Source organism: Bartonella sp. CL162QHHD (assembly GCF_042195435.1).
GTDB lineage: Bacteria > Pseudomonadota > Alphaproteobacteria > Rhizobiales > Rhizobiaceae > Bartonella.
Genome location: NZ_JBHIOG010000007.1, coordinates 47,714 through 63,279, shown reverse-complemented (window position 1 = coordinate 63,279; position 15,566 = coordinate 47,714). Strand labels below are relative to the sequence as shown.

The window sequence follows — 15,566 nt, the reverse complement described above, 5'->3', positions numbered from 1 at the left end:
TCATTTTGCTATCATTATGTTGAATATCATTGTCAAAAAATAATTTCTTTTTATCAAGTATGGGAATAAAAAATACAGGAAAGAAGGACACCTCTATTGATTATATGATTTAATGATTTTACTTAAAAAATCAATAATTTATCTTTAAAAGAAAAACTATTAACTTAAATACAAAGAAAATTTCAGCTCTTAACAGGACAAAATGTAAAGTATTTTTATTCGAATCTATTTGAAGAGGGATAAGAAGTTTTGGCATCTTAGAAAAGCACTTAATGTAAGCCTTTTGCAATTTTATCTGAAGAAGATAGAAAGAAAAATTCTGACATTGCTAGATTTTAATATGTAATAGGGCTTTTAAACATGGGGGAATGATAGAGAATACATTTCTATTAAAGATAATGAGGATTATAAGGTAAAATTTTCAATTTCTTTTTGCTAAATGTTTGGCTAATTCGCAGAAAAGTATTCTCAATTTCTTTACAGAGCTAAAACTTAGAATTTTTTAGTAAATTTTTATGATGATGTTATCTCTGTAGAAAGAGTTTTAAAATCACGTTTTATAAAAATTCTTAAAGGATGTTTTTTGATTACTCTCAATAAAGCTTCAGTAAATTGAAGCTTTATTGATCTCTTTTTTAATTTGCACGTTCATCTATAGGAACATAGTCACGCATAGCATAGCCTGTGTAGAGTTGTCGAGGACGACCAATTTTTTGTGCAGGGTCTTCAATCATTTCTTTCCATTGTGCCACCCACCCGACACTGCGCGCCAATGCAAAAAGGACAGTAAACATTTCAGTTGGAAAACCTAAAGCTTTTAATGTAATGCCGGAATAGAAATCAACATTGGGATAAAGCTTTTTCTCAATAAAATATTCATCACTTAAGGCAATTTTTTCAAGCTCTATTGCAATATCAAGAAGAGGGTCATCTTGAATGTTGAGTTCTTTTAAAACTTTATGACAGGTTTTTTGCATGATTTTTGCACGTGGATCATAATTTTTATAGACACGGTGCCCAAAGCCCATAAGGCGGAAAGGATCATTTTTATCTTTTGCACGTGCAATAAATTCAGGAATTCTTTTAATAGAACCTATTTCTTGTAGCATTTTTAGACATGCTTCATTGGCACCACCATGTGCTGGTCCCCAAAGGCATGCAACTCCTGCTGCAATACAGGCAAACGGATTAGCACCTGAGGATCCAGCAAGACGTACCGTAGATGTAGAAGCATTTTGTTCATGATCTGCATGAAGGGTAAATATTTGATCCATCGCCCGAGCAAGCACAGGGTTTATTTTATATTCTTCACAAGGAACAGCAAAGCACATATGGAGGAAATTTGCAGCATAACTAAGATCATTACGTGGATAAACAAATGCTTGTCCAATACTGTATTTATAGGCCATAGCAGCAAGTGTTGGAACTTTTGAAATAAGACGAACAGAAGCAATCATTCTCTGGTGAGGATCTGTAATATCAATAGAGTCGTGATAGAACGCAGACATAGCGCCAAGGCAGGCAACCATGACGGCCATAGGATGAGAATCACGACGGAAGCCATGGAAGAAGCGTGCAAATTGTTCGTGGACCATGGTATGCTGCATAATACATCGATCAAATTCATTTTTTTCTTGCTGTGTTGGGAGTTCACCATAAAGTAAAAGATAACAACTTTCGAGAAAGTCTCCTTTTTCAGCCAATTGATCAATAGGATAACCACGATAAAGCAATATGCCTTTATCACCATCGATATAAGTAATTTTTGATTCACAAGAAGCTGTTGAAGTAAAACCAGGATCATAAGTAAAAATATCGGTTTTTTTGTAGAGAGAAGCAATTTCAATGACTTCAGGTCCACTCGTGCCTTTACGCAAGGGAAGCTCTACTTTTTTATCATTCACAATAATATATGCGTTATTCTCAGACATTCGGTATTCCTTTCAGATCCTTCACTTCTAAAAATTAAGACTCTGCTTCATCAGAGTGGGGGATGTATAACTGAAGCTTTTCTTACTTATATTAAGGGTAGATTGCCTCTAAAAGTGAGTACATGCAATCTAAAAATATTTCCTTATTGATCATTATTACTCAATAAGAAATGTATTTCAATGATATAACATAAAAAACTCTTTTAAGGCGCGTTGAGATATCTGTATAGATCCTTATTTGAGGAAATATACTCAGTGCACATCATGGGCATATTGTTGTGATAAGTTGGTCCTTGATGCGATGAAGGGATTCATCGCGTCCTAATAAAATAAGAATATCCAAAACACCTGGTGATGTTGCACATCCTGTAAGAGCTGCGCGAAGTGGTTGGGCGATAGATCCAAATTTGAGATTCTGTGTTTGGACAAAAGAGCGAAGTGTTTCATCTAGAGTTTTTGTATCCCAAGAGGGGCACGCTTTCAGAGCAAGATAAAGATCGTTTAAAATGGTTCGTCCATTTTTATCTAAGAGCATTTGAGCTTTTTCATCAAGTTGTAAAGGTCGTTGCGTAAAAATGAAGGAGGCATTGTCAATCAGTTCGCACAGTGTTTTTGAACGTTCTTTCAAATGCGGGATTGCTTTTAAAAATTGAACACGGCGTTTTTCATCAAGTTTTTCAATAATTTGTGCTCCCCTATCGGTTTCTGGTAGAATATTAAGAGCGGCATCAAAAAGTTCTTGATCATTACTCATACGCATATAGTGTCCGTTGATGGAATCGAGCTTTTTGAGATCAAAACGAGCAGCACCTTTGTTAATATCCTCAATATCAAACCAAGAAATCATATCTTTAAGTGACATCAGTTCGTCATCACCATGACTCCAACCTAAACGGACAAGGTAATTGCGCAAAGCAGCAGGAAGATATCCCATTGTTCGGTAGGCATCAACACCGAGCGCACCATGTCGCTTTGATAATTTTGCACCGTTTTCACCATGGATAAGAGGAATATGGGCCATAACAGGAATGTCCCATCCCATTGCTTTAAAGATAATCGTTTGTCGGGCTGCGTTGGTAAGATGATCGTCACCACGTATAATATGTGTGATGCCCATATCATGATCATCAACGACAACAGCATGCATATAGGTAGGCGAACCATCAGAACGCAAAATAATGAAGTCATCGAGATCTTTATTAGGAAAACGGACATCACCTTGAACGCGATCATGTACAATCGTTTCTCCATCTTGAGGGGCTTTGATGCGAATAACAGGCTTAACACCTTTAGGAGCTTCAGAACTATCACGGTCGCGCCAACGTCCATCATAACGTGGTGGGCGCCCTTCTGCACGGGCTTTTTCACGCATTTCAGCTAACTCTTCAGGTGAAGCATAACAATAATATGCTTTACCATTCTTGACCAACTGTTCAGCGATTTGGCGGTGACGTTCTGCACGTTCGAATTGCGAAATAGGGGCGCCATCGTAACTAAGACCCATCCAGTGCAAGCCATCTATAATGGCTTTTACAGCTGCTTCTGTTGAACGCTCTCGGTCTGTATCTTCAATTCGTAAAAGCATTTTTCCACCGGTATGTTTTGCATAAAGCCAATTAAAAAGAGCAGTACGAGCACCACCAATATGAAGGAAGCCAGTGGGTGAAGGGGCAAAACGAGTAATAACAGACACGAATATTTTCCTTTAAACTAAGATATTACTTATGGAATTTTATAGAAAAGTCATGTTAGCATAAGTGATGGGGCGTGCAATAGCCGTATTGCGAGTTAAAGTGGGGGACTGATGTTTTATAAAAGTAAAGAGGGTTTATCCGAAAAATCTGTTACAGAAGGAAAAAAGCCATGTCAGATAGGGCAGAGTGTTTTTTCTAGATATGATGATGCAAAGAACGGTAGCTATAACCAACAAAAACTTTTTTTATTGACACTCTTAAAAGAAGTAATCATTTTTTTTCGCAAATGGTTAGAAGATTGTATCAATAAAGAAGTTTCTTTTGGTATCCTTTTTTCGCTGATTTTAGTCTTTTTTGCCCTAGGAATCATTTTCTATTTTCATTTAGAGTGGGAACCAAGTTGGGGACAATTGGGGGCGTTGGTCAGTATTTTTCTGGGAATATTCTATGTTGCACGTTTTTATCGAAAAATATGGATTCCCGTGGGGTTTCTGTTTTGTATTATATTGGGTGCTTTAGCGGCAAAAATAGAAACGTGGCGTATTGCAACACCCATGCTAAGTAGTGACATTGTCACTACATTGACGGGAAGAATTGTTTCTATTGAGTCAGGTGCCAAAGGAGGATTTCGTTTAGTTTTGGAGATTTTGAATACAGAAAATCCTGTATTACGCCATAGTCTTCATCGTGTTCGTTTATCGGCAAGATATTTGCCATCTGGCTTAGCGATTGGTGATGGACTGCATGGAAAAGTTAAGATTCGTGCATTCTCTGGGCCTGTGCGTCCAGGAGGCTACGATTTTAGTTTTCATAATTATTTTAAAAGAATTGGAGCACAAGGCGTTTATTTAGAAAAACCAAGAAAAATATTCGTTTCGCAGCCTGATGGAATATTCGCTATCATTCTACAGAAAATTGAAAATTTACGCACGAAGATGACACAAAGAATCCATATAGCCCTTGAAGGAGAAAAGGGGAGTGTTGCAGCTGCCCTCATAACAGGGCAGCGTGCTGGTATTTCAAATGAGACAAATGAAGCATTACGTACAGCTGGATTAGCTCATATTTTATCAATATCAGGTTTACATATGGCGTTGTTAAGCGGCATAGTTCTTTTGAGTATCCGTAGTTTTTTAGCATTTTTTCCAGTTTTTTCTTCCTATTATTCCAGTAAAAAATTTGCTGCTATCGTTGCTTTTATGATAACAGCTTTTTATTTGTTATTGTCGGGCTTAGCAATATCAGCGCAAAGAAGTTTTGTGATGATTGCTGTTATGTTGGTTGCTATATTGTGTAATCGCTCTGCTATAACAATGCGTAATTTTTCCATTGCAGGGTTGATAACTCTAGCGATGACACCCCATGAAATATTAGGTCCTAGCTTTCAAATGTCCTTTTCTGCGACTGCTGCTTTGATCGCTTTTTTTGATTGGTGGAGTGGAAGGTCATTTTTTCGTAAAAGAAAAACAACTCCCTCTTATGTTGGAGGAGGAGTGATAAATTTTGTTTTCTCATCGATGCTTTCAACATGTGCTTCTTCCTTTGTTGCAGGGAGTGCAAGTGGAATTTATGCTGCTTATCATTTTTCTAATATGGCATCTTTGAGCATTATTAGTAATGCTTTTGCTTTGCCTGTCATCTCAATTTTTGTCATTCCCTTTGGATTAATCGCAGTTCTTGCAATGTTAGGAGGATTCGAATGGCTTCCTCTTCAAATTATGGGTTTTGGAGTTGATCTTGTAATAAAGATTGCACATGCTATCAAGGCTATTTCTCCTGATTTGAATCCTGGTTTTATGCCGTTATCAGCGTTAGTTTTATTGAGTATAGGCTTGGTTGGACTGACTTTTTGCAAAACACCCATCCGGCTCTTTTTTAGTTTGTTTATTTTGGCAGGTATTTCTATTTGTGTAATGCATTCACCTGTACAACTGATTATAGCAGATAATATGCGTCTCGTGGGCGTTATCCATGATAAAAAATTATATATTGATCGTTACCATATTTCTAAGTTCACGACATCCATATGGAAAAAGTCATTTCGTGTGAATGAAACGATTAAACCAACAAAATATGGTCCTTCGTTGCACGGACAATTTATTTGTGATTATCATGTATGTACATCTTTATTGGATAATGGATTAAAAGTGATCGTTTTACAGAGAGAAACAGATCAATGTGTAGAGGCAGATATTCTCATTCAGACATTTGTGATGCATAATCCAACTTGTTACAAGAAGGCAAAAATAATATTTATGCCTCAACAATTGTTATCACGAGGAAGCGTTATGATGACCAAAGGTGGAGATATTATTTGGTCTTCTCTAGGGTTTCATAGACCATGGAATATGCACAGACAGCATTCATAAAAACATATAATCGGTCATATTTTGCTTCACATTTGGATAATGACAAAACAAAAAATAACAGAAGACTTTTCTCATAATATTTTACGGTATTTAGATTGGTAATTTTATCAATGTCATTGAAACGAGATAATAATCTACAGTTTTCTAGAAATAGATGATTTTTTATATCTGATCATTTTAATTTTTTCAAAAAAATTGATATGTGCATCTTTGTGCATCCTATTGATAGCACAAGATAAATCAAAAATTCTTATTGAATGAAAAAAATGCTAACAAATCTTCTCAAAGAAATAAAAAAGATAATTGTTGATTATTCTATTTTATTCTTATCATATATTTCTATAACGGGTAACATCTCTTCAAGCAAAAGATGATGGTAAATTTAAATAGATTGCGTCAAGAGGTTATCTTTTATTATCATTATTATCGGTGGTAATAGGGGTGATAAATGCTGCTTATACGGATAGAAGGCAAAGTCATTCATGAATGTTCAGCAGTTAAAAAAAATGGCAGCTATTAAAGCGCTTGAGTTTGTTGAAGATGGTATGCGGCTTGGTATCGGATCTGGTTCGACAGTCAATGAATTTATTCGTCTTCTAGGTGAGCGTGTTGCGGATGGTTTGCGTGTGACTGGTGTTGCTACTTCAAGATATTCTGAACAACTCTGTCATAAGTTTGGAGTGCCTGTTAGCACTTTAGAACAAATACCTGAGCTGGACCTTGATATTGACGGAGCAGATGAAATTGGTCCTGAGATGATGCTCATTAAAGGGGGAGGGGGAGCATTGTTGTATGAAAAAATTGTAGCATCGGCATCTCGTGCAATGCTTGTCATTGCGGATGAAACAAAGGTGGTAAAAAGACTTGGTGCTTTTGCACTACCAATTGAAGTTAATCCATTTGGTATCCACACAACATGCAGAGCCATTGAAAAAGTCGCTGATGATTTAGGGCTTTCTGGGAAAATTTCATTGCGAATGAATGGAAAAGATCCTTTTGAAACAGATGGTGGCCATTTTATTCTTGATGCATTTTGGGGCTGCATTTTGCAACCAAAACCATTATCGGATGCACTTCTTGCTATTCCTGGTGTTGTTGAGCATGGCCTTTTTTTGGGGTTGGCTTCACGTGCAATTGTCGCTATGGCTGATGGTCAAATAAAAGTTTTAGAACCGTTTGATTTTTAGAAAAGGCATTTACATGATGATATGTTAGCACAGTAAATAAAGGGTCTTAAAGATTTTAGGTAGAATAACGAATTAAAATTATAATTAGCTATCGGGGTAATCATTAAATGAAAATAATATTTTCTTTTCAGCGTTTTGTCGTATATTTTGGTGTAATTGCTATTTTTTTTGTAAATGTTGGAACGGTTTATGCACAAGGTGTGAGTGATCAACATTTGGATTCAGCGCGAAAGGCAATCAGAGCTATTCATGCAACGGATCAATTTGATAGTTTTTTACCAAATGCGGTCCATGATTTCAAAAATGAACTGATCAGCGATGATCCGAATTTAGCAACAGCTATTTCTGATATTGTTGATAAGCAGGCGCTTGCTTTAATTAAAAGGCGCTCTGATCTAGAAAAAGAGATTGCTCATGTATATGCAAAATATTTTACTCAAAAAGAGCTTGATGCGATAACAACATTTTATAATTCTGATACCGGTAAAAAGTTTTTGACAGAAGTCCCCAATATTGCACGTGATTCTTATTCAGCATTTGATATATGGCGTACTGCTCTTATGCGGGATCTTGTAGAAAATGTGAAAAAAGAGATGTCTGAAACACTTAATTTGAATAATTCTACTATGCCTACAAATATGCCAATAAAATCAGAATCTTCAGAAAATAAAAAATAGCTTGATCGATATCATGACAACAATGGGCAATTTCTGATTTTTTTTATAGCGGCGGTTTTCCCGCCGTTTTTAATATTTTAATGAGAGTAGATCTTTTTAGAATACTGCTTTATAAAAAATGCTTCTTCAAAAGAAAAAAAGACTTTCATTTGATAATAAAAGACCTTAGCCTACTCTTGCAGCTATATAAGAAGGAATAATTCGTGGGCTCTTTTGATTTTGATTTATTTGTTATTGGAAGTGGTTCTGGTGGAGTGCGTGCAGCACGGCTTGCTGGAGGTCTTGGCAAGCGGGTCGCTATAGCAGAGGAATATCGTATAGGGGGCACTTGTGTTATTCGTGGTTGCGTTCCCAAAAAACTTTATGTTTATGCATCACAATATGTAAAAGAATTTAAGAAAAGTGTTGGTTTTGGGTGGGAATATGCGGATCCAATTTTTAGCTGGGAAAAGTTGGTTGCAGCTAAAAATAAAGAAATATCAAGGTTAGAAGGGCTGTATCGTAAGGGATTAGAAAATAACAATGTGCATATTTATGAAAGTCGTGCTACTTTTATAGATGATCACACATTAGAGCTTTCTGCCACGGGTGAGCGGGTAAGTGCAGAAAAAATTTTGATTGCAACGGGAGCAAAATTTGCACAAAATACTCCCATAGAAGGTGGTGAATTTTGCCTTACTTCTAATGAGATTTTTGACCTTGATCAACTCCCAAAATCAATAGTCATTGTTGGTGGAGGGTATATTGGTGTTGAATTTGCTAATATTTTTCATGAATTAGGTGTAAAAACAACACTCCTCCATCGGAGTGATTTAATCCTTCGTAATTTTGATCATGATTTGCGGCAATTGCTCAGCGATGCAATGATTGAAAAAGGGATTTCTATTCTCTACGGAATAACAATTTCTAAAGTGCAGGCTGCAGAAAATTGTTATGAAGTTGTTTTATCAAATGGGAAAATAATCAGTGCCGATCAGATTATGTTGGCTACGGGGCGTGTACCAAATACAACGGGTTTAAGACTTGATAGGGCAGGTGTTCAAGTGGATGAATTTGGTGCAGTTGTTGTTGATGAGAAAATGACAACAAATATCCCTCATATTTGGGCTGTTGGTGATGTAACAGGTCATATTCAATTAACACCTGTTGCGATTCATGATGCAATGTGTTTTGTTAAGACAGCATTTGAGAATATTCCCACAACACCTGATTATGATTTAATTACAACAGCAGTTTTTTCACAGCCAGAGATTGGAACGGTGGGGCTTTCAGAAGAAGAGGCGGTAAAGCGTTATAAGCGTCTTGAAATTTATCGTACAGTTTTTCGTCCTATGCGTAATGTTCTTTCTGGTAGTTCAGAGAAAATGCTTATGAAACTCATTGTTGATGGTGAAAGCCGTATTGTTGTGGGCGCTCATATTTTAGGGGAAAATGCTGGTGAGATGGCACAGCTTATAGGGATATCTCTCAAGGGTAAGCTGACGAAGGATATCTTTGACGAGACGATGGCAGTGCATCCAACGATGGCAGAAGAATTGGTAACAATGTATAAACCAAGTTATATATATGAAAATGGGAAGAAAATAGAAAGTTAAACAGCATATATTATGGTAAAAAGTTTTTGATATGCTAATCTTTAAGCTTAATCTTTAGAGAGAGTGTAATGATAAAAGAATGGGCGCCTGACACTTGGAGAACAAGGCCAATTAAACAAGTTCCGACTTATCCGGATAAGTCTATGTTAGAAGATGTTGAGCGAAAACTGAGAAGCTATCCTCCTTTAGTTTTTGCCGGTGAAGCACGTGATTTAAAAAATGAATTAGCAGCCGTTGCGAAAGGCCAAGCTTTTTTATTACAAGGTGGTGATTGTGCCGAAAGCTTTGCAGAACATGAAGCTGATAATATCCGTGATTTTTTTCGCGTATTTTTGCAAATGGCGATTGTTTTAACCTTTGGTAGTTCTAAACCGGTTGTTAAGATTGGTCGTATTGCTGGTCAATTTGCAAAGCCTCGCTCTTCTGATATAGAAAGAAAAGAGGGGGTTGAATTTCCTGCTTATCGTGGGGATATTATTAATGGCATTGAATTTGAAGCCGGTTCTCGTATTCCAGATCCGCAACGGATGTCTATGGCTTATCGCCAATCTGCGGCAACACTTAATCTATTGCGTGCTTTTTCACAAGGTGGCTATGCTAATTTAGAAAATGTTCACACATGGATGTTGAGTTTTGTTTCTAACAGTCCGCAGGGGGAACGTTATGAATTATTGGCAGAGCGTATTTCTGAAGCAATTGATTTTATGCGTTCTATAGGGATTACATCCAAAACACATTCTTCATTGCGTGAAACATCTTTTTATACCAGTCATGAAGCACTGTTGCTTGGTTATGAAGAGGCTTTGACTCGGATTGATTCAACTTCAGGAAATTGGTATGCAACATCTGGTCATATGTTATGGATTGGTGACCGTACGCGTCAGATTGACCATGCTCACGTTGAATATTGTCGCGGCATTAAAAATCCTATAGGATTAAAATGTGGTCCTTCCATTGAGTCTGATGAGCTTTTAAAATTAATTGATATTTTAAATCCTGAAAACGAGTTGGGGCGGCTTACTCTCATTACGCGCTTTGGTTATGATAAAGTTGAACGTTATCTGCCTAAACTCATCCGTGCCGTTGAACGCGAGAAGCGTGCGGTTATATGGTCATGTGATCCAATGCATGGCAATACAATTACTGCCAATGGTTATAAGACGCGTCCCTTTGATTATGTTTTAAAAGAAGTAGAGAATTTTTTTGCAGTGCATCGTGGAGAAGGAACTTATCCAGGGGGCATTCATATTGAGATGACAGGTCGTGATGTTACTGAATGTACAGGAGGGGCGCATGCCATTTCTGTGGACGATCTATCTGATCGTTATCATACGCAATGTGATCCTCGGCTAAATGCAGATCAAGCGTTAGAATTGGCTTTTCTTGTTGCTGAACTCCTTAAAAAAAATCGTGCGACTGACTCGTTAGCAATTGCTGCTGAGGGGTAGGCAAAAATTTACTTAATATTTTTTTAGGTCATTATGGCAGAAGAGAATTTTTAAAAAAGTGATATTTCCGATGATGAAGAATAAAGTTGTGGTTGCTAAACTGATGAAATGATACAAAGGCTTATGAAAAATGATTTTCGGGTATCAATTGCCCAATTGAATCCTATTGTCGGTGATATTAAGGGAAATTTTTCTTTAGCTGTCATGGCGCATCAAAAGGCCAAAGAAGAGGGGGCTGATCTTGTTTTATTCACGGAACTTTTTATAAGCGCTTATCCGCCGGAAGATCTTGTTCTAAAACCTGCTTTTACAAAAACATGTGAAGAGACTGTTGAGAAATTAGCAAAGATAACCGTAGGCGGACCAGGAATTGTCATTGGTCTTCCATTAAGGCGCAATGGTAATATTTACAACGCTGTCATGGTTCTTGATGAAGGGAGAGTCATTGCCGAAAGTTTGAAGTTTGATTTACCTAATTATGCTGAATTTGATGAAAAGCGTTTATTTTCTTCAGGTCCACGTCCTCAGCCTATTGTCTATCATGGAATCAAATTAGGAATAGTCATTTGTGAGGATCTTTGGAATGATTCCTCTCTTAGTACAGAGCTTAAAGATAAAGGAGCGGAAATTATTCTTGTCCTTAACGGATCTCCCTACTATCGTAATAAAACTTTAAAACGTATAGATGTTATTCATACGCAAGCTCTACAATCTGGAGTGCCAATTATCTACGCTAATCAAGTAGGTGGTCAAGATGAGCTCGTTTTTGATGGTGGGTCTTTTGCCTTGAATGGACAAGGCAAAAAGATATTTCAAATGAAACACTTTGATAGCCATATTGCTTTAAGCCATTGGCAAAAAACAACGACGGGATGGCACTGTATTTCAGGTCCTAATGAAAGTCTTCTCAATGGATTAGCGGCTGATTATCAAGCTTGTGTTTTGGGGTTGAAAGATTACGTTAATAAAAACGGCTTTAAGGATGTTATTCTTGGTCTTTCAGGAGGAATTGATTCAGCCCTGTGTACGGCAATGGCGGTGGATGCTCTTGGTGCTGAGAGGGTTCGCACCATTATGATGCCCTATCATTATACTTCGCAAGAATCATTAAAAGATGCTAAAGAATGTGCACAACTTTTAGGGTGTCTTTATGAAATCATACCGATTGAGCAAGCTGTTGAAGCTTTTCTTGAAACAATGGCACCTCTTTTTTTAGGGTTACCCTCTGACGTCACAGAGGAAAATCTTCAAAGTCGTATACGCGGTACAGTTTTAATGGCTCTTTCAAATAAATTCGGTTCAATGGTGGTAACGACAGGCAATAAGTCAGAAATGGCTGTGGGATATGCAACACTGTATGGGGATATGAATGGCGGGTTTAATCCTCTAAAAGATATTTATAAAATGCAGGTTTATGCATTAGCTGAGTGGCGCAATAAAAATCACTTGCACAATTTAAGAGGACCAGAAGGGATTGTCATTCCATCCAATATTATAGAAAAAGCGCCTTCTGCAGAGCTGCGAGAAAATCAAAAAGATGAAGATTCTCTTCCGCCTTATCCTATTCTAGATGATATCTTACAATCTCTTGTAGAAAATGACATGAGTATTTGTGATATTGTTAAACGTGGACACTCACGAGAAACTGTTGCGAAAGTTGAACAGCTTCTTTATGGTGCCGAATATAAAAGGCGTCAATCTGCGCCTGGTGTAAAAATCAGTTACAAAAATTTCGGACGCGATCGTCGCTATCCCATAGTCAATCATTTTCGCGATAAAAATTGAGTATTATTTTATGGTTAAAGTTCGTTTTGCTCCCTCTCCAACAGGTTATATTCATATTGGCAATATCCGTATTGCGCTTTTCAACTGGCTTTATGCGCAAGCGTATAAGGGAGAATTTATTTTACGCTATGATGATACAGATATTGAACGTTCTAAACAAGAATATATCGATGCTATTGCTGTTGACCTTGAATGGCTTGGTATTCAACCAGATGCAATTTATTACCAATCCAAGCGATTTAATCGATATGATGAAGTGGCAGAAATTCTCAAACAACGTGGTCTTCTTTATCCTTGTTATGAGACAACAGAGGAATTAGAGCGGCGTCGTAAAATCCAGCTTTCACGCAAATTGCCTCCTGTTTATGACCGTGCAGCATTGAAGTTGACAACAGAAGAGAGAAAAAACTTTGAATCACAAGGTCGTAAACCCCATTGGCGTTTTCTTCTTCCTAATTTTGAAAGTGATCCTTTACACACAAAGCGAACAGAAGTTTGCTGGAATGATGCAATAAAGGGAAAGCAGACGATTGATTTAGCTTCTCTTTCAGATCCTGTTCTTATTCGTGAAGATGGAACCTATCTTTATACATTGCCGTCTATTGTTGATGATGTAGATATGGCTATTACGCATATTATTCGTGGGGATGATCATATTACAAATACAGGCGCTCAAATTGCTCTTTTTAAAGCTCTTAATGCAGAATTACCGGTTTTTGCTCATACCAATTTATTGGCGACAGTTTTAGGAAAAGGATTTTCAAAACGTAATAATGATCTTTCTATTCGTTCTCTACGGGAAGAAGGATTTGAATCTATAGCTGTTCAATGCCTTGCCGTTTTGATTGGGACATCGCAAAATGTGCATCCCTATCCCAATCAAGCTGCGCTTTTAGAGCATTTTAATCTCCAAGATACGTCAAGATCCGTTGCAAAATTTGATATTGCTGATCTTCTTGCTTTGAATAGTCATCTTGTCCATGAGTTAACCTATGAGGAAGTAAAAATGCGCCTTAAAAAACTTTCTATTGAGGGAGATAAGGCGGAATATTTCTGGAACGCGATAAGAAGCAATATTAATAAAGTCAATGATGCTGTTTTTTGGTGGAAAATCATTCATGATGAACAGAATTTTGATACAGTAGCACTAGAGGATCGTGCTTTTGTGCACCAATCACTCGATTTCTTACCTGAAGGTGCTTTGAATGAGGAAAGTTGGAAAATTTGGACAACAGCATTAAAAGAAAAAACAGGTCGAAAAGGAAAAGCTTTATTTATGCCATTACGTCAGGCACTTACGGGCATGGATCATGGACCTGAAATGGGAAAAATTTTGCAGCTTTTAGGGCGTGAAAAGGTAACGGAAAGGCTCTCTAGGAAATAAGAGCGGATTTTTTAAAAGTATTTCGTTCATTTCACTCTTAAAGAGAGTAAAGAACGGGTTTATTTACACGTTTTTATAAGCATGAAAGCAGGAATATCATCACCAAATCCAATGGGTGTGTAATTCTTATTTTTTCGTGAGCGTTGTTGCTCAGATGGCTTCTCCTTATTATTTGCATTTTTGATATATTCTATTTTATTCTCTTCTACAGATTTTTTAGTGTGAACAACAGGCTCTTTTGGAGCAGTTTTCTTTGATGGTTTTGAAGATTTTTTCTTTACAACAATATCTTCTGTTTGATCATCAGCTATTAAAGTTGAGAGATCTCCATTGAGCCATTCAATTTTTTCATTACTCATTTCTTCGATGGCATTGATATATTTTTGATCAGCTTTTGTGACAATTGTAAAAGCTTTTCCGCTGCGATTTGCACGCCCTGTACGACCAATTCGATGGATATAGTCTTCAGCATGTGTAGGAACATCATAGTTAAATACATGACTTACAGCTGGAATATCGAGTCCACGGGCAGCAACATCAGAAGCAACAAGAAGTGTAAGTTTATTATTTTTAAAATCAGCTAGGGTGTTCATGCGCGAATATTGGTCCATATCTCCATGAAGTGCCCCTACATTAAAGTTATGTTTGATGAGCGATCTAAAAAGTTCAGAGATATCTCTCTTTCGATTACAGAAAATGATTGCATTTTGAAGCTCTGCACCTTCATTTTGGATAAGCTCTCGTAAAACCGCTCTTTTATCCCATGATTTATTTCCAGATTTGACAAGCCGCTGTGTAATTGTGGTTGCAGTTGAGGATGCTTTTGTAACTTCAACAGATACAGGAGAATGTAAAAATTGTTTCGTTAGTTTTGTAATTTCTGGCGCCATTGTTGCAGAAAAGAACAAAGTTTGACGCGTAAAAGGAGTTAGCTTACAGATGCGTTCAATATCAGGAATAAAGCCCATATCCAACATGCGATCAGCTTCATCAATCACAAGGATTTCAACGCCCATCAGGAGCAGTTTACCGCGCTCGCAATGATCAAGAAGGCGCCCTGGTGTTGCTATAAGAACATCAGCTCCCCGTTCAAGTTTGCGATCTTGGAGTTCAAAAGAAACTCCACCAATCAAAAGAGCAACATTTAAACGATGATTTATTCCGTATTTATCGAAATTTTCTTCAACTTGAGCTGCAATTTCTCTTGTTGGTTCTAAGATGAGCGTACGGGGCATTCGTGCTCTTGCACGACCTTTTTCAAGGAGAGTGAGCATAGGCAATACGAAAGAGGCAGTTTTACCTGTTCCCGTTTGGGCGATTCCTAAAACGTCTTTTCTTTGAAGGACATGCGGAATTGTTTCGCTTTGAATAGGTGTTGGAGCTGTATACCCCGCTGATTTCACCGCATTAATAACCTTTGCGGAAAGACCTAAATCATCAAAACTGTTTAAAGATGGTATCATTTTTTTATCAACTGCTCTGTGATTTTAACTGCG

The 15,566-nt window shown here is 37.3% G+C and carries 10 protein-coding genes; 7 read left to right on the top strand and 3 right to left on the bottom strand.

Annotated features, from left to right (window positions below):
- Window positions 1-635 precede the first annotated feature (635 nt).
- A complete protein-coding gene (gltA, locus tag ACFILD_RS00765) occupies window positions 636-1,931 on the bottom strand; it encodes a citrate synthase (protein ID WP_375660089.1) in 1,296 nt (431 codons plus the stop codon).
- A 262-nt stretch (window positions 1,932-2,193) separates the two neighbouring features.
- Window positions 2,194-3,624 carry a glutamate--tRNA ligase gene (gene gltX / locus ACFILD_RS00760; protein WP_375658131.1) on the bottom strand — a complete coding sequence of 477 codons (1,431 nt, stop codon included), beginning with the start codon at window positions 3,622-3,624 and terminating at the stop codon, window positions 2,194-2,196.
- 111 nt (window positions 3,625-3,735) lie between these two features.
- On the opposite strand from gltX (ACFILD_RS00760), the gene ACFILD_RS00755 reads away from it, so the two are divergent.
- The 7 genes from ACFILD_RS00755 (at window position 3,736) to gltX (ACFILD_RS00725) (ending at window position 14,070) form a co-directional block, all read left to right on the top strand.
- A complete protein-coding gene (locus tag ACFILD_RS00755) occupies window positions 3,736-5,994 on the top strand; it encodes a ComEC/Rec2 family competence protein (RefSeq protein WP_273790683.1) in 2,259 nt (752 codons plus the stop codon).
- A 482-nt stretch (window positions 5,995-6,476) separates the two neighbouring features.
- Window positions 6,477-7,181, top strand: coding sequence for a ribose-5-phosphate isomerase RpiA (rpiA, locus tag ACFILD_RS00750; RefSeq protein ID WP_273790684.1), 705 nt, complete (start codon window positions 6,477-6,479; stop codon window positions 7,179-7,181).
- Between the two features lie 107 nt (window positions 7,182-7,288).
- A complete protein-coding gene (locus tag ACFILD_RS00745; protein ID WP_273790685.1) occupies window positions 7,289-7,858 on the top strand; it encodes a DUF2059 domain-containing protein in 570 nt (189 codons plus the stop codon).
- Window positions 7,859-8,061: 203 nt separating this feature from the next.
- Window positions 8,062-9,453 carry a glutathione-disulfide reductase gene (gene gor / locus ACFILD_RS00740; RefSeq protein WP_273790686.1) on the top strand — a complete coding sequence of 464 codons (1,392 nt, stop codon included), beginning with the start codon at window positions 8,062-8,064 and terminating at the stop codon, window positions 9,451-9,453.
- Between the two features lie 68 nt (window positions 9,454-9,521).
- Window positions 9,522-10,901: a class II 3-deoxy-7-phosphoheptulonate synthase gene (locus ACFILD_RS00735; RefSeq protein WP_273790687.1), complete on the top strand. Its 1,380-nt coding sequence runs from the start codon at window positions 9,522-9,524 to the stop codon at window positions 10,899-10,901.
- 123 nt (window positions 10,902-11,024) lie between these two features.
- Window positions 11,025-12,686 carry an NAD+ synthase gene (locus ACFILD_RS00730; RefSeq protein WP_375664637.1) on the top strand — a complete coding sequence of 554 codons (1,662 nt, stop codon included), beginning with the start codon at window positions 11,025-11,027 and terminating at the stop codon, window positions 12,684-12,686.
- Between the two features lie 10 nt (window positions 12,687-12,696).
- On the top strand, window positions 12,697-14,070 hold the full coding sequence (gene gltX / locus ACFILD_RS00725) for a glutamate--tRNA ligase (protein ID WP_273790689.1): 1,374 nt from the start codon (window positions 12,697-12,699) through the stop codon (window positions 14,068-14,070).
- Between the two features lie 59 nt (window positions 14,071-14,129).
- Here gltX (ACFILD_RS00725) and ACFILD_RS00720 read toward each other — a convergent pair whose 3' ends face one another.
- On the bottom strand, window positions 14,130-15,533 hold the full coding sequence (locus ACFILD_RS00720; protein WP_375631225.1) for a DEAD/DEAH box helicase: 1,404 nt from the start codon (window positions 15,531-15,533) through the stop codon (window positions 14,130-14,132).
- Between the last annotated feature and the right edge of the window lie 33 nt (window positions 15,534-15,566).

Excerpts from the sequence above, each read along its gene's own strand:
- rpiA (WP_273790684.1), top strand. The coding sequence starts at position 6,477 with ATGAATGTTCAGCAGTTAAAAAAAATGGCAGCTATTAAAGCGCTTGAG.
- ACFILD_RS00745 (WP_273790685.1), top strand. The coding sequence starts at position 7,289 with ATGAAAATAATATTTTCTTTTCAGCGTTTTGTCGTATATTTTGGTGTA.
- gltX (WP_273790689.1), top strand. The coding sequence starts at position 12,697 with ATGGTTAAAGTTCGTTTTGCTCCCTCTCCAACAGGTTATATTCATATT.
- gltA (WP_375660089.1), bottom strand. The coding sequence starts at position 1,931 with ATGTCTGAGAATAACGCATATATTATTGTGAATGATAAAAAAGTAGAG.
- ACFILD_RS00730 (WP_375664637.1), top strand. The coding sequence starts at position 11,025 with ATGAAAAATGATTTTCGGGTATCAATTGCCCAATTGAATCCTATTGTC.
- ACFILD_RS00720 (WP_375631225.1), bottom strand. The coding sequence starts at position 15,533 with ATGATACCATCTTTAAACAGTTTTGATGATTTAGGTCTTTCCGCAAAG.
- ACFILD_RS00735 (WP_273790687.1), top strand. The coding sequence starts at position 9,522 with ATGATAAAAGAATGGGCGCCTGACACTTGGAGAACAAGGCCAATTAAA.
- ACFILD_RS00755 (WP_273790683.1), top strand. The coding sequence starts at position 3,736 with ATGTTTTATAAAAGTAAAGAGGGTTTATCCGAAAAATCTGTTACAGAA.